The organism is Cryobacterium sp. PH29-G1, from assembly GCF_030063365.1.
Classification (GTDB): Bacteria; Actinomycetota; Actinomycetes; order Actinomycetales; family Microbacteriaceae; genus Cryobacterium.
Map to the genome: position 1 here is coordinate 357,913 of NZ_JASISY010000001.1, position 23,616 is coordinate 381,528.

22 protein-coding genes and 1 pseudogene are annotated in these 23,616 nt (G+C 66.8%); 13 read left to right on the forward strand and 10 right to left on the reverse strand.

All coding sequences use genetic code 11. The annotated features are described in order from the left end of the window. Positions 1–184: 184 nt before the first annotated feature. Positions 185–1,594, forward strand: coding sequence for an aldehyde dehydrogenase family protein (locus tag QMK22_RS01670; protein ID WP_283496037.1), 1,410 nt, complete (start codon positions 185–187; stop codon positions 1,592–1,594). A gap of 180 nt (positions 1,595–1,774) precedes the next feature. Here QMK22_RS01670 and QMK22_RS01675 read toward each other — a convergent pair whose 3' ends face one another. Further along, a complete protein-coding gene (locus tag QMK22_RS01675) occupies positions 1,775–3,121 on the reverse strand; it encodes an MFS transporter (protein WP_283495885.1) in 1,347 nt (448 codons plus the stop codon). Between the two features lie 220 nt (positions 3,122–3,341). On the opposite strand from QMK22_RS01675, the gene QMK22_RS01680 reads away from it, so the two are divergent. Continuing rightward, the gene (locus QMK22_RS01680; RefSeq protein ID WP_283495886.1) at positions 3,342–4,589 is read left to right on the forward strand and encodes a hypothetical protein; all 1,248 of its coding nucleotides are present in this window, start codon (positions 3,342–3,344) and stop codon (positions 4,587–4,589) included. Here the strand turns inward: QMK22_RS01680 and QMK22_RS01685 are convergent, their stop codons facing one another. From QMK22_RS01685 to QMK22_RS01715, 7 genes are all read right to left on the reverse strand, one after another. Beyond that, positions 4,590–5,330, reverse strand: coding sequence for an IclR family transcriptional regulator (locus tag QMK22_RS01685; protein WP_283495887.1), 741 nt, complete (start codon positions 5,328–5,330; stop codon positions 4,590–4,592). Between the two features lie 38 nt (positions 5,331–5,368). Next, the gene (locus QMK22_RS01690; RefSeq protein ID WP_283495888.1) at positions 5,369–6,190 is read right to left on the reverse strand and encodes an aldolase/citrate lyase family protein; all 822 of its coding nucleotides are present in this window, start codon (positions 6,188–6,190) and stop codon (positions 5,369–5,371) included. Next, a complete protein-coding gene (hpaH, locus tag QMK22_RS01695) occupies positions 6,175–6,960 on the reverse strand; it encodes a 2-oxo-hept-4-ene-1,7-dioate hydratase (protein ID WP_283495889.1) in 786 nt (261 codons plus the stop codon). The genes QMK22_RS01690 and hpaH overlap by 16 nt, the downstream gene beginning before the upstream one ends. A 10-nt stretch (positions 6,961–6,970) precedes the next feature. Continuing rightward, positions 6,971–8,044 (reverse strand): 3,4-dihydroxyphenylacetate 2,3-dioxygenase, encoded by a 1,074-nt coding sequence (gene hpaD, locus QMK22_RS01700; protein ID WP_283495890.1) that lies wholly within the window; start codon positions 8,042–8,044, stop codon positions 6,971–6,973. A 171-nt stretch (positions 8,045–8,215) separates the two neighbouring features. Further along, entirely contained in the window at positions 8,216–9,730 is a 1,515-nt protein-coding gene (hpaE, locus tag QMK22_RS01705) for a 5-carboxymethyl-2-hydroxymuconate semialdehyde dehydrogenase (RefSeq protein ID WP_283495891.1), read from the reverse strand. A gap of 2 nt (positions 9,731–9,732) precedes the next feature. Then, positions 9,733–10,446 carry a GntR family transcriptional regulator gene (locus QMK22_RS01710; protein ID WP_283495892.1) on the reverse strand — a complete coding sequence of 238 codons (714 nt, stop codon included), beginning with the start codon at positions 10,444–10,446 and terminating at the stop codon, positions 9,733–9,735. Beyond that, positions 10,434–11,897: a fumarylacetoacetate hydrolase family protein gene (locus tag QMK22_RS01715; RefSeq protein ID WP_283495893.1), complete on the reverse strand. Its 1,464-nt coding sequence runs from the start codon at positions 11,895–11,897 to the stop codon at positions 10,434–10,436. The genes QMK22_RS01710 and QMK22_RS01715 overlap by 13 nt, the downstream gene beginning before the upstream one ends. 197 nt (positions 11,898–12,094) lie before the next feature. On the opposite strand from QMK22_RS01715, the gene QMK22_RS01720 reads away from it, so the two are divergent. The 10 genes and pseudogenes from QMK22_RS01720 (at position 12,095) to QMK22_RS01760 (ending at position 21,996) form a co-directional block, all read left to right on the forward strand. Then, positions 12,095–13,465, forward strand: a complete 1,371-nt coding sequence (locus tag QMK22_RS01720; RefSeq protein ID WP_283495894.1) for an MFS transporter — start codon at positions 12,095–12,097, stop codon at positions 13,463–13,465. A gap of 126 nt (positions 13,466–13,591) precedes the next feature. Further along, positions 13,592–14,218 carry a hypothetical protein gene (locus tag QMK22_RS01725; RefSeq protein ID WP_283495895.1) on the forward strand — a complete coding sequence of 209 codons (627 nt, stop codon included), beginning with the start codon at positions 13,592–13,594 and terminating at the stop codon, positions 14,216–14,218. 94 nt (positions 14,219–14,312) lie between these two features. Further along, positions 14,313–15,794, forward strand: a complete 1,482-nt coding sequence (locus QMK22_RS01730; RefSeq protein ID WP_283495896.1) for an NAD-dependent succinate-semialdehyde dehydrogenase — start codon at positions 14,313–14,315, stop codon at positions 15,792–15,794. 260 nt (positions 15,795–16,054) lie between these two features. Beyond that, a complete protein-coding gene (locus QMK22_RS01735; protein ID WP_283495897.1) occupies positions 16,055–16,609 on the forward strand; it encodes an RNA polymerase sigma factor in 555 nt (184 codons plus the stop codon). Beyond that, the gene (locus QMK22_RS01740; protein ID WP_283495898.1) at positions 16,596–17,387 is read left to right on the forward strand and encodes an anti-sigma factor; all 792 of its coding nucleotides are present in this window, start codon (positions 16,596–16,598) and stop codon (positions 17,385–17,387) included. Before QMK22_RS01735 ends, QMK22_RS01740 begins: the two co-directional genes overlap by 14 nt. Before the next feature lie 145 nt (positions 17,388–17,532). After that, positions 17,533–18,009 (forward strand): annotated as a pseudogene (locus QMK22_RS17500) (DUF4397 domain-containing protein); the annotation flags it as partial. Between the two features lie 207 nt (positions 18,010–18,216). Next, a complete protein-coding gene (locus QMK22_RS17505; RefSeq protein ID WP_502856872.1) occupies positions 18,217–18,843 on the forward strand; it encodes a DUF4397 domain-containing protein in 627 nt (208 codons plus the stop codon). Positions 18,844–19,084: 241 nt separating this feature from the next. Beyond that, entirely contained in the window at positions 19,085–19,891 is an 807-nt protein-coding gene (locus QMK22_RS01750) for a TrmH family RNA methyltransferase (protein ID WP_283495900.1), read from the forward strand. A 137-nt stretch (positions 19,892–20,028) separates the two neighbouring features. Then, complete coding sequence (locus QMK22_RS01755) at positions 20,029–21,213, forward strand: thiolase family protein (protein WP_283495901.1); 1,185 nt, start codon at positions 20,029–20,031, stop codon at positions 21,211–21,213. Next, the gene (locus tag QMK22_RS01760; RefSeq protein ID WP_283495902.1) at positions 21,214–21,996 is read left to right on the forward strand and encodes a 3-hydroxyacyl-CoA dehydrogenase; all 783 of its coding nucleotides are present in this window, start codon (positions 21,214–21,216) and stop codon (positions 21,994–21,996) included. On the opposite strand, the gene QMK22_RS01765 is transcribed toward QMK22_RS01760, so the two are convergent. Continuing rightward, complete coding sequence (locus QMK22_RS01765) at positions 21,956–22,306, reverse strand: transcriptional regulator (protein WP_283495903.1); 351 nt, start codon at positions 22,304–22,306, stop codon at positions 21,956–21,958. The genes QMK22_RS01760 and QMK22_RS01765 overlap by 41 nt on opposite strands. Beyond that, positions 22,303–23,154 carry a hypothetical protein gene (locus QMK22_RS01770; RefSeq protein ID WP_283495904.1) on the reverse strand — a complete coding sequence of 284 codons (852 nt, stop codon included), beginning with the start codon at positions 23,152–23,154 and terminating at the stop codon, positions 22,303–22,305. Before QMK22_RS01770 ends, QMK22_RS01765 begins: the two co-directional genes overlap by 4 nt. A 158-nt stretch (positions 23,155–23,312) precedes the next feature. Here QMK22_RS01770 and QMK22_RS01775 point away from each other — a divergent pair, with 158 nt between their 5' ends. Further along, a complete protein-coding gene (locus QMK22_RS01775) occupies positions 23,313–23,612 on the forward strand; it encodes a hypothetical protein (protein ID WP_283495905.1) in 300 nt (99 codons plus the stop codon). Positions 23,613–23,616: the final 4 nt, after the last annotated feature.

Below are 23,616 nucleotides of genomic sequence, written 5' to 3' on the forward strand. Positions count from 1 at the left end.
CCGCCAACGGCCGCGGAACGAGTGGCGCCCCGCGCACGATGTGCACGGGATGGTGGTTGGGCAGCGCTCTCGTGCAAGCGCTGAGGTGAGGCCCGCGCGTACGGTGGAGTCACGGCGGGACTCACGGCGCCGCACTCAACGTGGAGGACTCATGACAACGAACGACACCCTGGCAACCCCGACGCTGGACACCCTAGACGGACTGCTCGCCGCCATCACCCCGACGACGGGGGAGACGCGCGAAATGCTCAACCCCGCGACCGGCGATGTCGTCGGCCTCGCCCCGGTGCACACCGTCGACGATCTCGAAGCGGCCATCGCTGCCGCCAAGCTGGCCCAGCCGGCCTGGGCGGCCCTCGGCCACGAAGCGCGCAGCGCCATCATGATGCGCGCCGCTGACGCGATCGATGCCGCCGCTGAGCCCCTCGCCCAGCTGCTCTCGCGTGAGCAGGGCAAACCGCTCAACGGACCGAATGCGCGTTTCGAGGTCGGTGGAGCCTCCGGGTGGCTGCGCGCCGCGGCCGCGACCCCGCTGGAGTCCGAGGTGGTGTTCGACGACGGCACCACCCACGCCGCGATCACCTACCGCCCGATCGGCGTCGTCGGCGCGATCGGTCCGTGGAACTGGCCGATGATGATCTCGATTTGGCAGATCGCGCCCGCGCTGCGGATGGGAAACGCCGTCGTCGTCAAGCCCTCCGAGTACACGCCGTTGAGCGTTCTCGCCCTCGTGGCCGTCATGAACCAGGTGCTGCCCGAGGGACTCGTCACCGTCGTCTCCGGCGGTCGCGAGATCGGAGCCGGCCTCGCCGTGCACCCCGGCATCGGCAAGGTCATGTTCACCGGATCGACCGCAACCGGCAAGGCCATCATCCGCAGCTCGGCCGACACGGTCAAGCGCCTCACTCTCGAGCTCGGCGGCAACGATGCCGGCATCGTGCTGCCCGACGCCGACCCCGAGGCTATTGCCGAGGGACTGTTCTGGGGTGCGTTCATCAACACCGGCCAGACCTGCGCCGCCCTCAAGCGCCTGTACGTGCACGACGACATCTACGACGCTGTTTGCGACGCGCTGACAGCGTTCGCGGCAAAAATGCCGATGGGCGTCGGAATCGACGAGAACAACGTGCTCGGTCCGCTGCAGAACAAGGCGCAGTTCGACATTGTCGCCGGTCTCGTGCAGGCTGCGAAGGATTCCGGCGCTCGTGTGCTCATCGGTGGCAATCCCGATTTGGAAGCACCGGGCTACTTCTACCCGACCACCCTGATCGCGGACATCGACGACGCCAACCCGCTCGTCGCCGAGGAACAGTTCGGGCCGGTGCTTCCGATCATCCGCTATACCGACCTCGACGATGCCATCGCTCGTGCGAACAACGTTGATGTGGGACTGGGCGGTTCTGTCTGGTCGAGCGACCTCGTTCGGGCTCGCGAGGTTGCCGCCCGTCTCGAGACCGGTACCGTCTGGATCAACGCGCACGGCATGGTGCACCCGATGATTCCGTTCGGCGGGGCGAAGCAGTCCGGCTACGGGCTGGAGTTCGGCGTCGAGGGTCTCAAGGCGCTTGGCGTGCCGCAGGTCATCAACGGCTAGGTATCCGTTCAGCAGTACAGAAGAGCCCCCGTCGGTGACGGGGGCTCTTTCTGGTACCTGGCTCACGGTTTTCGGTGCCCGGCTCCGAGCAGTATTGGCCGGGCCCACCTTACGCAAGCGGGCCCATGATCTACCATGGGCCCGCTTTCCGGGCCCGGGCCCGGTCGAAATGGGGCGCGGCTACTCGTGGGCGCTGACGCCGAGCGGAATCCCGCGGGTCTCCTTTACGAGGGTCACCGCGACGAAGGAGATCGCAGCCAGTGCCATGAGGTAGATGCCGATGGAGAACGACTGACCGGTCTGATCGAGCAACAACTGCGCGATGAGCGGTGCGAAAGCTCCACCGAGAATAGCGCCGAGGGCATATCCGATCGACACCCCCGAGTAGCGAACCTGGGCCGGGAACATCTCGGCGTAGAGCGCGGCCTGCGGGCCGTAGGACAGGCCGAGCCCGCTCGCCAACACGATCAGGGATACCGCGAACCACACGATATCGCCGGTGTCGATGAGGGCGAACATCGGGATCGCCCAGAGGAACAGAAAGGCATAGCCGATCTGGAAGGTACGGATGCGACCGATCTTGTCGGAGAGGATGCCGCCGAACATGGTGGAGGCGAGCCAGAACACGGCTGCCACGGTGCTGGCGACGAGCACCGGGGTGCGGTCCATGCCGAGTCCGCCGGCCTCAACGGGCTTGGTGGCGTAGGAGCTGAAGAACGCGATGAGCATGTAGCCGGCCGCGTTGTTGGCGATGAAGATGAGTGCGGTGAGGATGACCTGACGCGAGTGGTTCTGGAAGAGCTGCTTGAGCGGAGCGGCAGATTCCTTCTTGCGAGTCTGCATCTCCTGAAAGACCGGGCTCTCGGACACCGCGCGGCGAATGACCCACCCGACGACGATGAGGAGCACCGACACGAGGAACGGGATGCGCCAGCCCCAGGTGAGGAAGGCCTCTTCGCTCATCGAGGTGGTCACGGCGATCATGACGCCGGTGGCGAGGATGAGGCCAACCGGAACGCCGATCTGCGGGTAGGCGCCGAAGAAGCCACGCTTGTTGTCTGGTGCGTGTTCGACCGACATGAGCGCGGCACCGCCCCATTCTCCGCCGGCCGAGAAGCCCTGCAGGATGCGCAGCACGATCAGCAGCACGGGTGCCCCGACGCCGATCTGGTCGTAGGTCGGCAGCAGGCCGATGAGTGCCGTTGCCGCACCCATCGTGACGAGGGTGAAGACGAGCATCGCCTTGCGGCCGATGCGGTCACCGAGGTGGCCGGCGACAATGGCGCCCAGCGGGCGGAACAGGAAGCTGATTCCGAGTGATGCCCAGGCGATCAGCTGGGCCAAGGGGGCATTCTCTCCGGCGAGCGGGGCGAAAAACAGGCCCGCCAGTACGAGCCCGGCGGCCTGAGCGTAGATGAAGAAGTCGTACCACTCGATGGTGGTACCCACCATGGTGCCGGCGAGAACTCGCCGTTCTTCGTTCCGTTTGGCGCTGGAAATCGGTGTGCGCTCGGTCGTTAAGGCCATGGAATACTCCCTCGTATCTCACTGCGGTGCTGGGGGTCGGGTACTGCTGCGGGTATTGCGGCGGGTGACGCTGCAAAGTGTGGGGATTGTGCGGTGAAACCGGCACTGGGGCAGTATGACAGTAAAACCGTGAATTACCTACCTAGCGGTCAGTATTGTGAGCGTCGTGTTCGGGTGCGCCCGGGCGCTGCACCGTTCGATCAACGCTAGTTTGGAGGAAATGACCTCCACGAAACCACCATCGACGCAGGCGCGTGCCGCGGTCGGCGTGCTTCTCACCGGCCTCATCGTGGCTATGCTGTGGCCGATCGTCACCGCGTTCCTACTCAGCCCCTATGACGTGGGCGAGACCTGCGCTGGGGTCAACGGGTCAACTCACCGGCTGCGCTACGATTTCTTTCCGCCGCGCCTGCTCTGTGCCACCGGGGGCGACGGGTGGGTGGTGGCGACCGACGGTGGCGTGACCATCGGCTTGTCGCTCGTGCTCGTTCTCGCCGTCGCGGCCATGATCGTCGGCGTGGTTGTCGGCGTATGGTCGGTGCCGACGCTCGCGCCGGCGGCATCCGCTGAGAATTTCGCCTATCTGGCGGGCAGCCTGCCGTCACTCCGGGTGCGTCGCCTGCGCCGGCTGTGTGGGCTGCTCGCGGTGGCCTCCGTGGTGTCGCCGGTGTGGATGCTCTACCTGGGGCTCGGCGTCGGTTATGGCGGCTCGGCCGCGCCCGACCCGTACACGCTGATTTTCGGCTACCTCGCGCAGCTCGTCGCGGCGGCAGCCATTCCACTGCTCGCGCTCGCGGCGGGCATCGGCGGCTGGGTGCCGCGGGCACGCCAACGGTCGGGGGGAGCGGATGCGGCGTCCATTGCGGTTGCCGGGCTGGTCGCTGCGGCCGTGCTGCTCTGCCTCACCCTGGCGCTCGGGCTCGGGGCGATCGCGAAGGTTGTGGCTGCCGGCGAACGGTCGGAGCTCCCGGCTGCAGGGAACGTTGAACTCCTGCAGACTCCGGCCCTGCCCCCGCAAATTGTGCCACCGGCTGCGCCCTCGACCGCGCTGGCGGCGGTTGAACTCGAGCAGCAATTCGGCGCGTTTGTCGCGCGAACCACCGCCCGCTTCGGGCCGGCGTTTGAGGCCCCGGCCGCGCAGGGAGAGGTTCCCGGCGCGGCGCTCGACCTCGCCGGGGCGACCACGCCGTACTCCTTTCAGTGCGCAGACGGCGCCGGCGTCGGGTATGGCATGAACCTAACGTTCTCGGGCGCGAACACCGACGACTGGGACGTCAATTACGACGCCGCAGCAGCCGCGTTTCTGCGCATCACCGACGGGTGGGCCGCCGACGGATACCCGAGCCAGACCTACAACAGCGAGTTCCTCGCCTATGCCGACGAGCCCAGTATCGTGTCTCAACTGCGGGCACGCCACATCGGGTCGATCGTGCGGGTGGGTGTGCAGAGCCTGTGTGTGGCCGAATAGTCAGCTGACTTCGGCGACGATCGTGCGAGCCGCGGCGGTGAGGACGGCGCCGATATCGGCGGGGGAATGCCGGCTGGAGATGTAGACGACGGCCAGAGACGCGGGGGAGTCCCCGGGAACCAGCAGCGGAACGGCAATCGACGACAGGCCGGGAATGACCTCGTTGTGGCTTGAGGCATAGCCGAGGGCGGCGACCTCCCCAGCCTCACTGCGGCGGGTTTCCGATTGGCCGAGCGCGGCCCACTCCGTGGCGCTCAGACCGGACTGGATGGCGATTCCCGGTGCGCCCATGTTCAGCGGATGCCGCGTGCCGGGCTGCTGCGCGACCGTCGCATGGGCCTGCCGCGGCTCGATACTCACGAGAGTGAAGATTTCGCCCTGGTCGAGCACCGCGACGAACGCGGTCATGCCGAGTTCGTTGGCGATGCGGGTGAGCACGGGCAGGGCAGCGGCCTGCAGATCGCGGGACACCCCGCGGGCCAGGGCAGCCAGCCGCGCGCCGAGCCGCACCTGTCCGGCCGGATCCCGCACGACGAGGCCGTGATCCTCGAGGGTGCGCAGAATGCGGTAGGCGATCGAGCGGTGCACGTCGAGGGCGGCAGCGAGTGCGACGATGCTCATCGGTTCGGCGGTGTCAGCGAGAATTTCCAGCACGCGGATGCCGCGCGACAGGGTTTGCGAGTGCGCGGCGGGCGCCGGCCGGGGGCGGCCGGAGTTTTCGGCGAATTCTGGGATCGACACCCTCTTATTCTCGCATTCGGCTCGGTCGCTCTGTCGCTTTAGTAACTCGGCCGCGGAAGCTCAGACCCGGCCGGACCCGTGGGGCGAATGAAGGTCGCGGCGAGCGTCTCGGATGCCCGGGCGAGGATGGCTACGTCGGCACCGACGAGCACAAACCGGGCACCCGCCGCCAGGTAGCGTTCGGCGGTCGCCGGCGCGAAAGCATTGACGCCGACCGGTTTGCCGAGCGCCGTGACGGTGCGGATACACTGCTCGACCGCGGCGACGACGTCGGGGTGGTCCTGCTGGCCGAGCAGGCCCATCGATGCGGCGAGGTCGGAGGGACCGATGAACAAGCCGTCCACCCCGTCGACGATCGCGATCTCGGCGACGTTGGCCACGGCATCCGTCGTCTCGATCTGCACGAACAGTGCGATCGTCTCGTCGGCGCGGGCCAGGTAGCCGTCGATGCGGTTCCACCGGGAGGCCCGGGCGAGAGCACTGCCGACTCCGCGAACGCCGTGCGGCGGGTAGCGCACCGCGGCGACCATGTCACGGGCCTGTTCGGCGGTATCGACCATGGGAATGAGCAGATTCTGCACACCGAGGTCGAGGAGCTGCTTCACGATGATCCGATCCCCGATTGGAGCGCGCACCAGCGGCATGATCGGGTAACCGTGCACGGCCTGCAGCTGGCTCAGCGTCGACTCCAGGCCGTTCGGGCTGTGCTCCGTGTCGATCAGGAGCCAGTCGAGACCGCTGCCGGCGCAGATTTCCGCGACCAGGGCGCTGCCGGAACACACCCACATACCGATCTGCGCACGTTCACTGCCCGCCAGAACGTCGCGGAAGGTCGGCTCCGCTGCTACTCGAATCGGCATGTGATGGCTCCCAGCGGTCCATAGTCGGCGTGTACGGTATCGCCCTGTTCCACCCACATGGGCCGGGTGAACGAGCCGGCCAGGATGATCTCCCCGGCCTCGAGGCTGGTTCCGTGCTGTGCGAGCTTGTTCGCCAGCCAGTAGACGCCGGCAGCGGGGTGGTTGAGCACGGCCGCAGCCACCCCGGATTCCTCGATGGTCTGATTGCGGTAGAGCAGTGCCGACACCCAGCGCAGGTCGATGTCACCGACCTTCACCGGTGTGCCGCCCACCACCATTCCGCCCATCGCCGCGTTGTCGGAGATGGTGTCGACGATCGTGCGGCCAGGCATCTCGATGCGCGAGCTGAGGATCTCCAGCGCCGGAACCACGTACTCGGTGGCATCGAGCACGTCGAAGAGCGTGCAGTTCGGCCCGGACAGCGGCTTACCGAGCACGAACGCGAGCTCGACCTCAATCCGCACGTTCGAAAAGCTGTCGAAACGGATGCTCGCGCCATTCTCGTAGACCTCGTCAGCGAAGATCACCCCGTAATCGGGCTCCGTTATGCCGGTCGCGACCTGCATGACCTTGGAGGTCAGGCCGATCTTGCGGCCGACGAGCCGACGGCCGGCCGCGATGCCGCGCTCCTTCCACAGGCTCTGTACGGCGTAAGCGTCTTCGACGGTCATGCCCGGGTGTCGGGTGGTCAGAAGGGGAACCGTCGACCGGGTGCGGCCGGCCGCAACGAGTTCGTCGGCGATCTCTTCTATGACTGACTGGTCAAGCATGAGCTACCTCCTAGAGGGTGTTGCCGAGTTTGAAGCCGGCCACGCTGTCGTCTTTGCGGGTGTATGAGAAGCCGTCGGCGCCCACGGTGACGGCCATTTCGCTGGACTCGGTGCGTTCGATGACGGGCTGCGGGTTGCCGTCCAGGTCGAGCACGAGCGAGGCATCGGTGTACCAGCTGGGGACCACGGGGTTGCCCCACCAGTCGCGGCGCTGGTTGTCGTGCACGTCCCAGGTGACCACGGGGTTGTCGGGGTCGCCGGTGTAGTAGTCCTGCGTGTAGATCTCGATGCGGTGACCGTCGGGGTCGCGCAGGTAGAGGTAGAACGCATTCGAGACACCGTGCCGGCCCGGGCCGCGCTCGATCAGGTCGCTCTTGCGCAGCGCGCCCAGCTTGTCGCAGATGTAGATGATGTTGTGCTTCTCCTGCGTGGAGAAAGCGATGTGGTGCATGCGTGGCCCGTTGCCGCCGGTGAGGGCGGTGTCGTGCACGGTGTCCTTGCGGCGCATCCAGGCCGCATAGGTGACTCCGTCGGAGTCCTGGATGTCTTCGGTAACGCGAAAGCCCAGGTCTTCGAGGTATTTGCGGCCGCGGCCGACGTCGGGGGTGACCTGGTTGAAGTGGTCGAGTCGCACGAGCGCGCCCGGTCCCATCAGGTCGTAGCGCCAGGCGAGGCGTTCGACGTGGGTGGTGGCGTAGAAGAATTCGTAGGGGAAGCCGAGCGGGTCTTCGACGCGCACGCTGTCGCCGATGCCCTTGGTGAAGCCTTCGGTGCGGCGTTCGGTACGGCAGCCGAGCTCGCGGTAGTACGCCTCGGCGAGGTCGACGTCTTCGGGGCTGCGCACCCGGTAGGCAAACGCTGCGACGGCGGCCACCGGCCCTTGGCGCAGCACCAGATTGTGGTGGATGAACTCCTCGAAGGAGCGCAGGTAGATCTCGGTGTCGCTCTCCTCGGTGACGACGAGGCCGAGAATGTCAACGTAGAACTCGCGGGATTTGGCCAGGTCGGTCACGACGATGTCCATGTAGGCGCAGCGCAGAATGTCGGGCGGGGTCGTGGTGGGAGTGGGGATGGGGTTGGTCATGGGGTTCTCCTCGTTGAGGTTTTCTGAAACGGATGCGTGGGGCCGGCCGTTGAGACGGCCAGTGATGGTCCGGGGTGCTGCACCGGGCCCACCCTATGAGAGTGGGCCCAGTATCTAACCTGGGCCGGCTTTCCGGGCCCGGGCCCGGAAAGCGAACGGGCGGCGGCGGGGCTAGTTGCCGCCGAAGCGGGGCGTGTGCACGGGGGCGAGCGTGATGTGCACGGCCTGCGAATCGGTGTAGAAGTCGATCGAACGGTAGCCGCCCTCGTGGCCGAGACCGGAGGCCTTGACGCCGCCGAACGGGGTGCGCAGGTCACGCACGTTGTGCGAGTTCAACCACACCATTCCGGCATCGACTGCCTGCGAGAAATTGTGCGCGCGAGTGAGGTCGGTGGTCCAGATGTAGGCGGCCAAACCGTACTTCACACCGTTGGCCAGTTCGAGTGCCTCGGCATCCGTGTCGAACGGGGTGATGGCGACGACCGGACCGAAAATCTCTTCTTGAAAGATGCGGGCGGTCGGGGCGACGTCCGCGAAGACCGTGGGGGAGACGTAGTTGCCCTCGCTGAGGTTGGCCGGGCGGCCACCACCGGCGAGCAGGCGTCCCTCGGTCTTGCCGATTTCGACGTAGCTCATGACCTTCGCGTAGTGCTCGGGGTGTACGAGCGCGCCGACCTCGGTCTTCGGGTCGTGCGGGTCGCCGACCACGATGCTCTGGGCGCGGGCCGCGTAGCGGGCGCAGAAGTCATCGTAGACCGACCGCTCCACCAGGATGCGGCTCGATGCGGTGCACCGCTCACCGTTCAGCGAGAATACTCCGAACAGGGTCGAGTCGATCGCGGCGTCGAGGTCGGCATCGGCGAAGACCACGGCAGGCGATTTGCCGCCGAGCTCCATCGACATGCCCTTGAGATTGGCCGCGCAATTGCGGTAAATGGTCTGGCCGGTCGTGGTCTCGCCGGTGAACGAGATGAGCGGCACATCCGGATGCTTGACCAGCGCATCGCCGGCCTCCTCGCCGATACCGTTGACCAGATTGAACACACCGTCGGGCACGCCGGCGGTGCGAAAGATCTCCGCCCAGAGGCTCGCCGACAGGGGGGTGAATTCGGCCGGTTTGAGTACGACGGTGCAGCCGGAGGCCAGCGCGGGGGCGAGCTTCCAGCTTTCGAGCATGAACGGGGTGTTCCACGGAGTGATGAGACCGGCGACACCGACCGGCTTGCGGTTGACGTAGTTGATCTGTCGGCCGGGCACCTTATAGGTGTCGTCGATCTGGGCGACGATCAGGTCGGCGAAGAACCGAAAGTTCTCGGCGGCGCGCTGCGCCTGACCGAGTGCCTGCGTGATCGGCAGCCCGGTGTCGAATGTCTCCAGCTCAGCCAGTCGGGCGTCCTGCGCCTCGACGGCGTCAGCGATGCGATGCAACACCCGGGCCCGGGCGCGGGGCAGCATGCGCGGCCAGGGTCCGTTGTCGAACGCCTCCTTCGCTGCCGCGACGGCCAGATCGATGTCGGCCTGCTGGCCGGCGGCCGCTGTGGCGTAGGTCTGGTTGGAGACCGGGTCGAGCACGTCGAAGGTTTCCCCGCCGACGCTGTCGACGAATTCTCCACCGATGAAGTGACGGATGCTCGTGGGCAGGTCGGTGGGGATATAGTGCGTGGTCTGGACAGACGTCTGTGTCATGGTCAGGCTCTCTTTCTCGGGGAGGGTTCGGATGCTGGGTGGGGGTGATGCGATTTCTGGAAGGCGAGTAGGGCATTCATTGTGCCGGTGCGGTGGGCGCGCGCGGCCAGCTCAAGGGTGAGAGCGTCCGAGCCCGACTCGATCAGCTGCAGCAGCTGTTCGTGCTCCGCGACGGATTCGCGGGCCCGGCCCGGTACGAAGCTGAACGTGGAGTCGCGCAACACCTTCATGCGGTTCCAACCGCGGTGCACCAGCTCCAGGATGTGCGGGTTCGGGCAGTTCTCGAACAGGATTGCGTGAAAGTCGAGGTTGAGTTCGGTGAACCGGTGCGGGTTGAGGTCTTCGAGGGAAGCGATCATGGCCCGGTTGACCGTGCGGGCGCGTTCGATGTCGTCGGCGGTGATGAAGGGTGCGGACAGGGCGGTCGCGACGCCCTCGACGACGCTCAAGGTCTGCATCGTGTAGAGATATTCGGTCTCCTCGATCATCGCGACCTGAGCGCCGACGTTGCGCTCGAAGGTGACCAGGCCCTCCGCCTCGAGTCGGCGGATCGCCTCGCGCACCGGAACGACGCTCACGCCGAGCTCCTTGCCGATCGCGCCGAGCACCAGGCGGTAGCCCGGGGTGAACGTGCTGTCGGAGATGCGGGCTTTGATCCATTGATAGGCGAGTTGCGACTTGCTGAGTCCGGCCGCCTGGCCGGTTACTTCAGCCATTCCTGGTACCGTGCCTTCCACTGTGCGTTCATCGGGTACAGCCCGTCGACGACCTCGCCCGCTGCGACCATCTGGGCAATGAAGGTCTCCTCGCGTTCCTGCTCGATCGCGTCCGCGACGATTTCTTCGATCAAACGGGGCGGAATCACCAGAACGCCGTCGGCGTCCCCGACGATGACATCGCCGGGCTGTACGGAAGCGCCGCCACAGGCGATGGTGAGGTCGGTGTCCCACGGCACATGCTTGCGGCCGAGTACGGCTGGATGAGCGTTGGCGAAGTAGGTCGGCATCTCGAGCGCGGAGACGGCGGCCACGTCGCGCACGCCGCCATCCGTCACCAGGCCGGCCGCGCCGTTGACCTGGGCGCGGAGCGCGAGGATATCGCCGACCGTGCCGGTGCCGGTCTCGCCGCGGGCCTCGATCACGAGCACATCATCGGGGCGGAGCGAATCGAAGGCGCGCTTTTGCGCGTTGTAGCCGCCACCGTGGGAGGTGAAGAGGTCTTCCCGGTTGGGAATGAACCGCAGGGTGCGGGCGAGACCGACCAGGCGCCTGCTCGGACGAGTGGACTGGAGTCCGTCGATCGAGACGTTGTTCAGGCCGCGCTTGCGCAGCTGGGAGCTGAGCGTGGCGGTGCCGACCGAGTTGATTTTGGCTTTGAGTTCCTCGGTCAGGACGGAGGCTGCGCCGGTCGAAGCGGTCAGTCCGGCCGCCTCGGCCGACCCCCAGGCCTCGGCCCGCTGCAGATCGTCGATCTTCGGCCGGGCACCGTATTCGGCCAGTGCGATCGTGCCGGCGACGACCGGAGTGACCAATCGGCCGGTGCTCGGCGCGCCGGGCACGCCCGGGGCATCCACCTCGACCTCGACGACGTCGCTGGGCTGTACAACGGAGGAACCGGCGGGGGTGCCGGTGAGAATCACGTCACCGGGTTCGAGTGTCATGAGTTGCGAGAGATCGGCGACCAGGCGGCCGAACGGGAAGACCAGTTGCTCGGTGGTGTCGTCCTGCACGAGAACGCCATTGACCCAGGTGCGCACGCGCAGGGCATCCGGTTCAACGTCTCTGGCGTTGATCACGTTCGGGCCGAGCGGCGTGAAGCCGTCGCCTCCCTTGGACTTCAGGTTCGATCCCTTGTCGGCGTAGCGCAGATCGTAGACGCCGAAGTCGTTCGCTGCGGTGATGCCCGAGACGGCCGCCCAGCCCTCCTCGGGGCTCACCCGGCGGATGCTACGGCCGATGATCAGGGCGATCTCGCCTTCGAAGGCGAGCAGCTCGGTGCCGGCCGGGCGCTCGATCGGGGTGCCGGACGCGCTCACCGAGCTGCCAGGCTTCAGAAAGTAGGAGGGCTGCTCCGGTACGCGGCCGCGCTGGGCGATGCGGGACGGATAGTTCAGGTGCAGGGCGATTACCTTGCCGGGGGTGCCGGTGAATGGTGTGGGGTTCTGCATAGGGTGTCCTCTCGCGGCGCTGCGTGTGTATTTGAAATGATATACGATCTCGCTGAGGATGCAACCCTTTCAGCATCTTTCATTCGGGCCGCTCCGCCAATTGCGTTCGTATCTCAAATCATATACGATGCAATGGAATTCGCAGGCCGTGGACATGGTCGGCCGTGCGACCGACCATGACAAGGGAGTCACAGCAGATGTCATCTGTTTCGACAGCAGCACCGCCCATTCAACGCTCGTCCGATCGGCGACGGGTGGCGATGGCCACGGTCATCGGAACCACGATCGAATGGTACGACTTCTTCCTCTATGCCAGTGCCGCTGGCCTGATCTTCGCCGAGCTGTTCTTCAAGCCGGCCGGCCCGCAGATCGGCATCCTGCTCGCCTTCGCCTCGGTCGGCGTGAGTTTCCTGTTTCGCCCGATCGGGGCATTCCTGGCCGGCCACTTCGGCGACCGGCTCGGACGCCGCGCCATGCTCGTGGTCACGCTCATCCTGATGGGGTCGGCGACGACTTTGATCGGGGTTCTGCCGACCTACTCGCAGATCGGCGTTGCGGCGCCGGTCATCCTGCTGTTGCTGCGCATTCTGCAGGGCATCTCCGCTGGCGGGGAATGGGGTGGCGCTGTGCTGATGGCCGTCGAACATGCACCCGACGGGAAGCGCGGCCGATTTGGCGCGTTCCCGCAGATCGGTGTACCGCTCGGCCTGCTGCTGGCTTCCGGCGTGCTCGCCCTGATGACCGGTGTAATCTCGCCCGGTGCTGCCTTCCTCGAGTGGGGCTGGCGCATCCCGTTCCTGCTCAGCTTCGTGCTGATCGTGGCCGGCTACATCGTTCGCCGCAGCGTTGACGAGAGCCCGGTGTTCAAGGAAATCGCCAAACGTAAACAGCAGACTAAGGTTCCCATTGTCGTGCTGTTCCGCAAGCACTGGCTGCTTGTCATTCTCGGGGCGCTGACGTTCGCGGGCAACAGCGCAGCCGGCTACATGACCACCGGCGGGTACCTGCAGAACTATGCCACCGATCCGAACGGCTTCGTCGGGATGGAACGCACCCCGGTGCTGTTGGCCGTCACCGGTTCAGCGGTGGTCTGGCTGGCGATGACCTGGATCGCCGGTGGTCTCTCTGACAAGATCGGCCGGCGTAATACCTACATCATCGGATGGATCGTGCAGCTGGCCACGGTGTTTTTACTGTTTCCCCTGGTCAACACCGGGAACGTCTGGCTGCTGTTTCTTGGCCTGTCGCTGTTCACCGTGGGCAACGGGTTTACCTACGGGCAGCAGGCGGCGTATTTCACCGAGTTGTTCCCGGCGTCGATCCGGTACTCCGGCGTCGCGATCACCTACGCACTCGGAGCGATTATCGGTGGCGCCTTCGCTCCGCTGGTGGCTGCGGCACTCGTGCAGGCAACTGGAACAGCCCTGTCCGTGGCCTTCTACATTGCCGGGGTCACGGTCATCGCCTTCGCGGCGACGTTGTTGCTGCGTGACCGCACCGGGATCCCGCTCGGTCCCGATCATGAAGCCGAGCAAGCCATTGGCCAGATCTACGGCATGGCGCGGTAGCGCTCGTGCCACCAGTGCGTCACCGCGTTCACGCGGCCGGGTGCGCGCTTCACGACCTGCGCCGGTGCACACCAAGCGTGCGCCGGTTGACAACTCCGTCGGCGAGTTCACGCGTAGCGTGCTGGCATGAGCGCAACGGTGGGCATGGCGGGGGGCATCGAGATCTGGGCCGCGGCCTGGATGGGACTCGCGCTCGCGCTCACCGGGGCGAGCGTGCTCTGCGGGCTCGCGGACCTGCGCCGGCCTCGACGCCCGTGGCGGGCGTTCATGGCCGCAGCCCTCGCGCTGGCCATGGTCGTCTCGACTCTCGATATGGCGCTTCCGGGAACGCTGCTCTCGCCCCTGGCCTGGGCGGCCCTGCTCCTCACGCTCATGCTGGCGAGCCTGCCCGGCATTCGATCGGCGCTCGGGAGCGATCGTCGATCAGCAGCGCAGCACGCGGCCGGGCTTCTCTTCATGGCCACGATGTGGCTGGCCATGCTTCCGCCGGTTCCGGCCGCTGGAACGGATGCTGCCGCGCCCGTCACCGTGCACGCAGCACACGCGCATGCGGTTGGATCGCTCGCTCTGCCACTGGGGTGGGCGCTGATCGCGGCATCCGCTCTCGTTGTCGTGCTCGTTGTGGCCGCCGCCCGCCGCTGGGCTGAGCGGCCGAGCATTCGCCAGCGCTGCGCGGCCGCGCAACACGCCAGCATGGGCCTGGCCATGTCGGCAATGACGGTCGGCATGATCGTGCCGCTGGTGTTGGGCTGAGCAAAGCAGCAGGGGCGTCCAGCAGCCCTCAGGGTGGGCGCAGATAGGCTTACTACCGTCAGATCGACGGGCAGACACAAGTATGGGAGATGCAATGACAGTTGTTACCGACGCGCGCACGAACGAATCCGAGCTGCTCGCTCGCGTTCCTGGCCAGCTCTACATCAACGGCAAATGGGTCGCCGCGACCGGCGGACGCACCCTCGATGTGACAGACCCGGCCACCGGCCTGGTTATTAAGACCATCGCCGACGCCAGCGTGGCCGACGGCGCCGCCGCCCTCGATGCCGCCGACGCCGCACAGGCCGATTGGGCAGCGACCCCCGCCCGTGTTCGCGGTGAAATTTTGCGTCGTGCCTTCGACCTTCTGCAGGAACGTAAGCAGGAGTTTGCGCTGCTCATGACCATCGAAATGGGCAAGCCGCTGCCCGAGGCGCTCGGTGAGGTCGCCTACGGCGGCGAATTCCTGCGCTGGTTCAGCGAAGAAGCCGTGCGCATCAGCGGCCGCTACGGCGCCAACCCGGAGGGCACCGGTCAGATGATCGTCACCCAGCACCCGGTCGGCCCCTGCTTCCTGATCACGCCGTGGAACTTTCCGCTCGCCATGGCGACCCGCAAGATCGCTCCGGCGCTCGCTGCCGGCTGCACCGTTGTGGTCAAGCCGGCCGCGCTGACGCCGTTGACCACCCTGCACTTTGTGGCTTTGCTCGAAGAGGCCGGCCTGCCAGCCGGTGTCGTCAACGTCATCACGACGTCGCAGTCCGGAGCGGTCTCCGAGCCGATCATCGCCGACCCGCGCCTGCGCAAGCTCAGCTTCACCGGGTCGACCGCGGTCGGCAAATCGCTCATCAAGCTGTCCGCCGAGAACGTGCTGCGCACCTCGATGGAGCTCGGCGGCAACGCCCCGTTCGTCGTCTTCGCCGACGCCGACCTCGACAAGGCCGTTGATGGCGCCCTCATCGCGAAGTTCCGCAATATCGGCCAGGCCTGCACGGCGGCCAACCGCTTCATCGTGCACGAGTCCGTCGCGGCCGAATTCGCCCGCCGGATCACCGAGCGGGTCGAAGCCTTCCAGATCGGGCGCGGCACCGAAGCCGGCATCACGATCGGCCCGCTGATCGACTCTAAGGCTGTCGCGAAGGCCGATTCCCTGGTGCAGGACGCGCTCACCCGTGGCGCGACGCTGCTCACCGGTGGCGCTGCGATCGAGGGTGACGGTAGTTTCTACGCCCCCACCGTGGTCGCCGACGTACAGCCCGGCAGCGACATTCTGCGTGACGAAATCTTCGGCCCGGTGCTGGCGATCAGCACTTTCACCGACGAAGCGGATGCCGTGCGCCTCGCCAACGACACCGAGTATGGCCTGATCAGCTATGTTTTCACGACCGACCTGGCCCGTGGGCAGCGCATGATCGATAAACTGCAGACCGGCATGATGGGCCTGAACACCGGCGTTGTCTCCAATGCCGCCGCACCGTTCGGCGGCGTCAAGCAGTCCGGCCTCGGTCGCGAAGGCGGTCTCGAGGGCATCCAGGAATACCTCTCGACGAAGTACACGCTCACGCCGACTCCGTAACCATCGACAGCGAAACGCGACGGGGTGCATCCGTTTTGCCTTCGATCGGGGAAGTAAGAGCGTAAGCGGTTTTCGCCCGTGGAGGGCCACAGTACGCATGTCGGGTGTGCTGCTGTGGCCCCTCGTGGTGCCCAATCGGGTGAAGCCCATTGAGGCGAGGAAAACTCACTATGCTGGTGTGCGCGGAAGTTAACACCCGAGGTGTCTGGCTGCCGCGTTCCTGCCCCGTTCGAGTTTCGGCCCGAAGGACCCACCCCGACGTGAGCTCAACCACCGACGATGACGCGGCTCTAACCCGCGCCTTTCAGAATGGCGAGGAGCGCGCTCTGGCCGCGGCCTACGCACGCTGGTCGCCGTTGGTCTTCACGATCGCCGTGCGATCCCTCGCCAACGCGGCCGACGCCGAGGATGTCACGCAGAAGGTATTCATCGCGGCGTGGCGTGGACGAACCGGCTTCGACCCGGCGCGTTCGCCGCTACCGGCCTGGCTGATCGGCATCGCGCGGAATGTGATCGCCGACACCCACGAGGCGCGCAGGCGCCAGCGGCGGATCGAAGAGTCACTCGCCGCGACCATTCCGTCGCACCGCGCTGACGACAGCGCCGGCGTCGTCAATCGGGTGCTGGTCAGCGACGAAATCGACCGGCTGGAGCCCGTGCCGCAGCAGGTAATGCGGCTGGCTTTCTTCGACGATCTCACCCAGGTGCAGATCGCCGACAGCCTCGGGCTGCCCCTGGGCACGGTCAAGAGCCACATGCGGCGCAGTCTGCACCGCCTGCGGGCTCGGCTGGAGGCCTCCGATGACTCCAACTGAGGCCGCTCGCACCAGCGCTGACCCGGTCCACATCGAACCGGTCGATCTCCAGCTGCTGGCCCTGGCCGAACGTGACGCCACCGCCCGGGAACGGGCCCACCTCGCCGAGTGCGCCGCGTGCTCCGTTGAACTCGGTGCCCTGCGCCGGGTCGTAAACATCGGTCGCGTGGCCGGGTCCGATCGCGTGCTCACTCCGCCCGCACAGGTCTGGGCGGGTATCCACGCCGAATTGGGGCTGAGCGACGCGGTGCGCACAGCGCCGATCGCCGCTGTGCCTGTCACCGTTGTGCCGGTCGCCGCAGTGCCGGTGGGGAAGGCACCGGTTCGCCTGCTGTCTCGCCGCCGCTGGGTGCCCTTGGCGGTGGCCGCCGGAGTCATCGGGTTGGTGGGCGGCATCGCTATCGGTGTGGCGGCCACGACCAGCGGCGCGCCCCGTGACCGGGTGATCGCCGAAGCGACCCTCGACGCTCTGCCCGGTTGGACCGCGAGCGGGTCGGCACTGGTCGAGGTGGCCGATGACGGCCGTCGCTCGGTCGTCGTTGATCTTGACGCCCCGAACTCCACGAGCCCGAGCCTGCGCGAGGTCTGGCTGCTCAAAGTGGATGCCTCCGGCCTGGTCAGCGTCGGATTCCTCGACGGATCCACCGGCCGCTTCACCATTCCCGCGAGCGTCGACCTCGCCCAGTATCCGCTCGTCGATGTCTCAGCCGAGCCCGCCGACGGGGACCCGGCGCACTCCGGCGATTCGATCGTGCGCGGCCGGTTGCACGCGCTCTAACCCCGAACAGCAACTCTCGCCGCGAACCGCTCAGGGGCGAACCTGAGAAAAATTTGAAACCGATGCATCCAAAACCCGCGGGGTCGGGGAAGTTGTTACCAGGGAGGCACCGCTGCCTTCCGTCACGACCCCACTGGAGGTAGCAATGCGCAAGTCCATCGCCGTCGGAATCTCCGCCGGCCTTCTCGTCGCTCTCGCCGGGCTCGCACCGGCGCAGGCGGCCGTTCCCGCGTCGTCCGCGTCGTCGGGCACCGCCTCGGTATCGGTGCTCCACGCCATTCCCGGCGTGACCCTGGACATTTCGGTGGACGGCCGTGTCGTCGTCGACGACTTTGAGCCGGGCACCCTGCTTGGTCCGATCAACATCGCGGCCGGCACCCACACCGTAGACATCTCCGCCTCGGATCCGCTCGTGCTCGGCGGCAGCGCTAATGGCTCCCCGCTGAAGAGCATCGCCCTGAGCGGCTCGACCACCGTAACCGTCACGGCCGGCCGCAGCTTCACGGCCGTTGCTCATCTCGGCGACACCGGCATTCCCACTGCCACCCTGTTCAATGACGACACCACGCCGTTGACCACCGGGCAGGGTCGCCTCACCGTCCGTCACGTCGCGGCCGCTCCGGCGGTCGACGTGCTCGCCAACGGAGCCGTCGCTGTCGCCGGCCTGACCAACCCGTCGCAGGCCGTTCTCGACCTGCCGGTTGGCACGATCAGCGCCGTCGTCGCTGCCGCCGGAACCACCGCGCCGCTGCTCGGTCCGGCCGACGTCGCCATCGCAGCGAAGACCAACACCATCGTCTACGCCTGGGGCAACGCCGCCGACGGTAACCTGGCCCTCTTCGTGCAGACGGTGCCTACGCGGGCCCAGGCTCCGGCATCCGTTTCGGTACTGCACGCCATCCCGGGTGTCGTTGTTGACGTCTATGTTGACAACAAGCTGGTCATCGACGATTTCGAACCCGGAACCCTCACCAAGACCTTCCGTATCGCGGCTGGCAGCTACACCCTCGCCATCACCGCAGCGGATGCCGTCGACGCCAGCGCTCCCGTCATCGGCCCGGTCGATCTCAGTGTCGCATCCGGAATGAACTACACGGCGGTGGCTCACCTGAGTGAAGCCGGAGTTCCGACCGCGGCCCTGTTCGCGAACGACACCTCCGCACCCGGTGACGGCCAGGGCCGCCTCACGGTGCGCCACGTCGCAGCTGCTCCGGCGGTCGACGTGCTCGCAAACGGCGCTCCGGCCATCACCGGCCTGACCAACCCGAATGAGTCGGTACTCGTGCTGCCGGTGGGCACCATCTCGGCCGCGGTCGCCGCCGCCGGTACCACCGCGGCGCTCATCGGCCCGGCCGACGTCGCCGTCGCAGCGCACACCAACACCGTCGTCTACGCCTGGGGCAGCCTCGCTGACGGCAACCTCGCCCTGGCCGTGCAGACGGTACCCACGAAGTAGCGCCGGCCGCCGGTGCGCATAACTCCTGCAATTTGAGCTTCGGCCCGGCACGGGCCCCGGATTCACGGGGCTCGCTGGGCCGGGCTCGTGAAATTGCAGGAGTTATGCGATCCGCGCAGCTATTCCTGGTTCGGCCCGGAGCAGGAGCAGGAGCTGGAGCCGGAGCTGCTGGCTGGAGGTTGGATGCACGGCCCGGGGGAGCGGGGAATCGTGCGACCGGGCCGCTGGTTAGACTTTGCGGATGCCCCTGATCGCGATCGACGACCTGAGCGATGCGCGCCTGGTCGACTATGCCCACCTCACCGACGTGGCCCTCAAGAAAGCCCGCGGCACCGAGCACGGGCTGTACATCGCCGAATCGGCCCTCGTGCTGGAGCGTGCGCTGCGCGCCGGGCACATTCCGCGGTCGGTGCTGGCACTCGGCAACACGGCCGACGAGGCGCTCGCCGTGCTCGGAGACTATGCCGCTGATGTTCCGGTATTTGTCGGCCCGGGCGAGATGCTCGCCGAACTCACCGGGTACATTTTGCATCGCGGCCTGATCGCCTCGATGCACCGACCCGAACTACTCAGCGCCGATACTCTGCTGGCGGGTGCGCGGCGCATCGTGATCCTAGAAAACGTGTCGGATCCGACCAACGTCGGTGCCATCTTTCGCTCGGCCGGCGCCATTGGCGCGGATGCGATTCTGGTCACGCCCCGCTGTTCCGACCCGTTCTATCGCCGGGCTATCCGGGTATCGATGGGCACGGTTTTGCAGGTGCCGTGGACCAGGGTCGGCGACTGGGGCGAGACCCGCGCCCTGCTCACCCGGCACGGTTTTCACGTTGCAGCCCTCGCCCTGACCGAGGATGCGCTCAGCCTGCGCGACTTCGACGGTGCCAGCCACGAGCGTCTCGCTCTTCTGCTCGGCGCCGAGGGCGAGGGGCTCACCCCGGAGGCGCTCGCCGCGTCCGACAGTGTGGTGCAGATCCCGATGAAGCACGGCATCGACTCGCTGAACGTTGCCGCGGCGAGTGCCGTGGCCATGTGGGCACTCTCCGGGTAATGACGCCGAGGGCGTGACGACGCCCGCCCGACGCACAACGCTGGAGCATCCGCTGCAACTGCGTTGTGCGCTGCCAGTTTTGGGGTCGATCGCTCCCGATAACGGATGACTCAGCCCGGCGGGCTTAGGCTGGGGATATGAGCAATGAAGCTGTCATCATCGACGTTCTGCGCACCCCGTCGGGACGCGGCAAACCCGGGGGAGCCCTCGATGGCATCCACCCGGCTGACCTGCTGGCCACCGTGCTGCGCGAACTGGTCAGCCGCAACAATCTCGACCCGGCGCTGGTCGATGACGTGATCGGCGGCTGTGTCAGCCAGGTCGGCGAGCAGGGCAATAACGTGACGCGCACCGCCCTGCTCAGCGCGGGTTTTCCGCACACCGTTCCCGGCACGACCATCGACCGCCAGTGCGGATCCAGCCAGCAGGCCGCAGCCTTTGCCGCGCAGGCAATCATGAGCGGCAGCGCTGATGTGGTCATCGCCTGCGGGGTGGAATCAATGAGCCGGGTCCCGCTCGGTTCATCCCGGGGTGAGCAAGACCCGTTCGGCACACTCATGCACGAGCGCTACCCCGATGGCCTGGTCAACCAGGGAGTATCCGCCGAGCTCATCAACCAGAAGTGGAACCTCGGCCGCGACACCCTCGACACCTACGCGGCCCGCTCCCACCGACTCGCCGCGGCCGCCACCGAGCGCGGCGATTTCTCCGGCGAAATCGTCGCCATCACCCGCCCGGATGGCACTGTGATCAGCGAGGACGAAACCATTCGCCCCGGCACCGCGCACGCCGGGCTGTCCACCCTGCGCCCCGCCTTCCGCACGGATGCCCTCGCCGCACGCTTCCCCAAACTTGACTGGCACGTCACAGCCGGCAACTCGTCGCCGTTCACCGACGGTGCCTCGGCGACGCTGATCATGAGCGCAAAACGAGCCGCCCAGCTCGGCCTCAACCCGCGCGCCCGGTTTCACAGCTTCAGCGTGGTGGGCAGTGACCCCTTGCTCATGCTGACCGGGGTGATTCCGGCGACCCAGCGCATCCTCTCCCGGGCGGGCCTCAGCATCGACGACATCGACGCCTACGAGGTCAACGAGGCCTTCGCGAGCGTGCCGCTGGCCTGGCTGCGGGAGACGGGCGCCGATCCCGACCGACTCAACCCGCGCGGCGGGGCCATCGCCCTCGGCCACGCGCTCGGATCCTCGGGTACTCGCTTGCTGAGCACCCTGCTCAACCACCTCGAAATGACCGACGGTCGCTGGGGCCTGCAGGCCATGTGCGAGGGCGGCGGCATGGCCAACGCCACCCTGATCGAAAGGCTCTAAATGATTATCAGCGGATGCTCCGCCCTCATTACCGGAGGCGCCTCCGGCCTCGGTCTGGCCTGCGTTCGGGCGCTGCACGAGGCCGGGGCTTCCGTCGTGCTCTTGGATCTGCCGGGGGCTCCCGGCGAGGCGATCGCCCAAGCCCTCGGCGATCGTGCCCGGTTCGTGGCCGGCGACGTGACCAGTGCCGGCGACGTGCAGACCGCCGTCGACGCCGCTGTGGCCCAGAAACCGCTGCGTATCGTGATTAACTGTGCCGGGATCGCACCCGGTGCTCGCACCGTCGGCCGTGACGGGCCGTTGCCGCTCGAGGACTTCGAACGTGCGATCCGCATCAACCTCGTGGGAACCTTCAACGTCGTGCGGCTGGCCGCTGCCGCGATGCAACTCACCGACCCCCTGGGTGACACCGACCGCCAGGGCGGTGCCGAACGTGGCGTCATCGTCAATACCGCCTCGGTGGCCGCTTTCGACGGGCAGATCGGGCAGGCAGCCTACGCCGCTTCCAAGGGCGGTGTTGCCGCGATGACCTTGCCGCTCGCTCGCGAGTTCGCGCAGAGCCTGATCCGGGTCATGGCGATCGCCCCAGGGATCTTCGACACTCCCATGCTGCAGGGTCTGCCGCAGCCGGTACGGGACTCCCTGGGCGCTCAGGTGCCGCATCCGTCCCGGCTCGGCGACCCCGCAGAGTTCGCATTCCTGGTACGGCATATAGTGGAAAATCCCATGCTGAATGGGGAAACTATTCGTCTTGACGGTGCCATCCGGATGCAGCCGAAGTAGTTGCTCCACCGGCGATGGCCTGCAGGGCCGCCACGTGCACCCGCATGGCGGCCCCGCCGGCCGGGGTCGCCCGCAGCCAGGTTCGCGGACGGTTCGCCACGTAGCCCTTGCGCACGCCCAGGTAGCCGGCCGCGCTGAGCGTGGCGATCGCCTTGCTGAGTGACGAATCCTCGGTTTCGAGCAGCTGACGCAGGGTCGTGAAGTCGATCTCGGTATCCGTTCCCAGCGCCGCCATCAGTGAAAACCGCAGTGGGGTGAGCAGGGCCGGGTCGAGCTCGTGACGCGGATGCCGCCGCGCCGCGTCGGTCATGACCGCGCGCCGCGAATGGCTGCCACGACGAGCGGAGCGGCTACGAGCACGCCGCCGACGACACCTGCCAGCGGGGTATTCCAGTCGGTGCGCGCGAGCACGACCGCCAGCGTGACGAGCAGGATGAACGACGCGGCGAAACCGTTCCACTCGGGGGATCTCCAGTCGGATCCGAGGCTCGGCAGCCCCCAGCGCGACGAGGCCAGGGTCAACAAGGCCACCAGTGCCAGCATCAGGCCGAGTCCGGCGAGGGCAAACCAGCTGAAGGCGGCGAGCATGCCGGTGAGACCGAAATACAGGCCCAGACAACCGGTCATGATGCGGGCCGGTCGATTCAGCGGGGTGCGCGGAGCCCGCGGTGGCGTGGGGCCGGCCCGCCTGGCCAACATGCCGCCCTGCCAGATCAGGGGAGTGGCCGGAGCAGCGGCTACGAGCAGGTTGATGCCCCAGGGGTAACTCACTCCCAGCAGGTTGAGCACGCCGACGACACCGAACGGCACGAGCGCGACGAGCGTGATCACCAGCAGGCGCCGGTGCGTTCTCAGTACCCGGCTACGGGCACTGGCACCCATCACGAGCTGGCTCAAGACGAGAAAAGGGATGAGCAAGACGACGCTGTACGAAAAACCGCTCGTCGACCCGGTCGGCGCCGCGCTCTGTTGCTGGTTGCCGACCAGCAACAGGAACGCGCTGAGATAAATGAACATGCTGCCCGCGATACCGAATTGCATGCGGGCCAGGGTGCGATAGTCGACCGCGCTGTCGGCGCGGGCACGGGCAGCAGCCCCCGCCTCGAGTAGTCGTGCGGCGCCGGCCGCGTCGAGGTGATCATCGTTGGTTGAGCTCATCGTCGGCTCCTCAGTTTGTTCGCGCCGGAAGGTGAGCGGATGCCACCCCAGCACTACCGGCAGACTAGCAGGTACTTTCCAAATGGAAAGTTCATAGGCATTTCAACGACGAAGCGGGATATGGTCATATTTACGACGCACTTGAGGAGCACCACGGCATGGCCATGATATTCGGCACGATTCTCGTTCTTGCCGGCTTCGTCTGCGGTATTTTCTACGTTCTGCGACTGGCCTGGGCCAATCCCACGGTGCCCCTGCCACTGTTTGCGAACGCGCCGAGCCGGCCGCGTGCATCCGTTCTCTTGAACGTCGGTGCGATCGCGCTGGTCATTTGGGGTGCCAACATAATGACGCCCGACATCGGCGCGTGGGCGTTCGTGCTGCTGATCGCGGCCGTGCTCGTACCGTTCCTTGTGATTCGCGCCTGGCACAATCATCGGGTCGCCGCGGCCAACTGACCGA

Bases quoted from the DNA above. Each gene is read 5' to 3' on its own strand.
- QMK22_RS01675 (WP_283495885.1), bottom strand. From the start codon at position 3,121: ATGGCCTTAACGACCGAGCGCACACCGATTTCCAGCGCCAAACGGAAC.
- QMK22_RS01680 (WP_283495886.1), top strand. From the start codon at position 3,342: ATGACCTCCACGAAACCACCATCGACGCAGGCGCGTGCCGCGGTCGGC.
- QMK22_RS01690 (WP_283495888.1), bottom strand. From the start codon at position 6,190: ATGCCGATTCGAGTAGCAGCGGAGCCGACCTTCCGCGACGTTCTGGCG.
- hpaH (WP_283495889.1), bottom strand. From the start codon at position 6,960: ATGCTTGACCAGTCAGTCATAGAAGAGATCGCCGACGAACTCGTTGCG.
- hpaD (WP_283495890.1), bottom strand. From the start codon at position 8,044: ATGACCAACCCCATCCCCACTCCCACCACGACCCCGCCCGACATTCTG.
- hpaE (WP_283495891.1), bottom strand. From the start codon at position 9,730: ATGACACAGACGTCTGTCCAGACCACGCACTATATCCCCACCGACCTG.
- QMK22_RS01710 (WP_283495892.1), bottom strand. From the start codon at position 10,446: ATGGCTGAAGTAACCGGCCAGGCGGCCGGACTCAGCAAGTCGCAACTC.
- QMK22_RS01715 (WP_283495893.1), bottom strand. From the start codon at position 11,897: ATGCAGAACCCCACACCATTCACCGGCACCCCCGGCAAGGTAATCGCC.
- QMK22_RS01720 (WP_283495894.1), top strand. From the start codon at position 12,095: ATGTCATCTGTTTCGACAGCAGCACCGCCCATTCAACGCTCGTCCGAT.
- QMK22_RS01725 (WP_283495895.1), top strand. From the start codon at position 13,592: ATGAGCGCAACGGTGGGCATGGCGGGGGGCATCGAGATCTGGGCCGCG.
- QMK22_RS01730 (WP_283495896.1), top strand. From the start codon at position 14,313: ATGACAGTTGTTACCGACGCGCGCACGAACGAATCCGAGCTGCTCGCT.
- QMK22_RS01740 (WP_283495898.1), top strand. From the start codon at position 16,596: ATGACTCCAACTGAGGCCGCTCGCACCAGCGCTGACCCGGTCCACATC.
- QMK22_RS01750 (WP_283495900.1), top strand. From the start codon at position 19,085: ATGCCCCTGATCGCGATCGACGACCTGAGCGATGCGCGCCTGGTCGAC.
- QMK22_RS01755 (WP_283495901.1), top strand. From the start codon at position 20,029: ATGAGCAATGAAGCTGTCATCATCGACGTTCTGCGCACCCCGTCGGGA.
- QMK22_RS01760 (WP_283495902.1), top strand. From the start codon at position 21,214: ATGATTATCAGCGGATGCTCCGCCCTCATTACCGGAGGCGCCTCCGGC.
- QMK22_RS01765 (WP_283495903.1), bottom strand. From the start codon at position 22,306: ATGACCGACGCGGCGCGGCGGCATCCGCGTCACGAGCTCGACCCGGCC.
- QMK22_RS01770 (WP_283495904.1), bottom strand. From the start codon at position 23,154: ATGAGCTCAACCAACGATGATCACCTCGACGCGGCCGGCGCCGCACGA.
- QMK22_RS01775 (WP_283495905.1), top strand. From the start codon at position 23,313: ATGGCCATGATATTCGGCACGATTCTCGTTCTTGCCGGCTTCGTCTGC.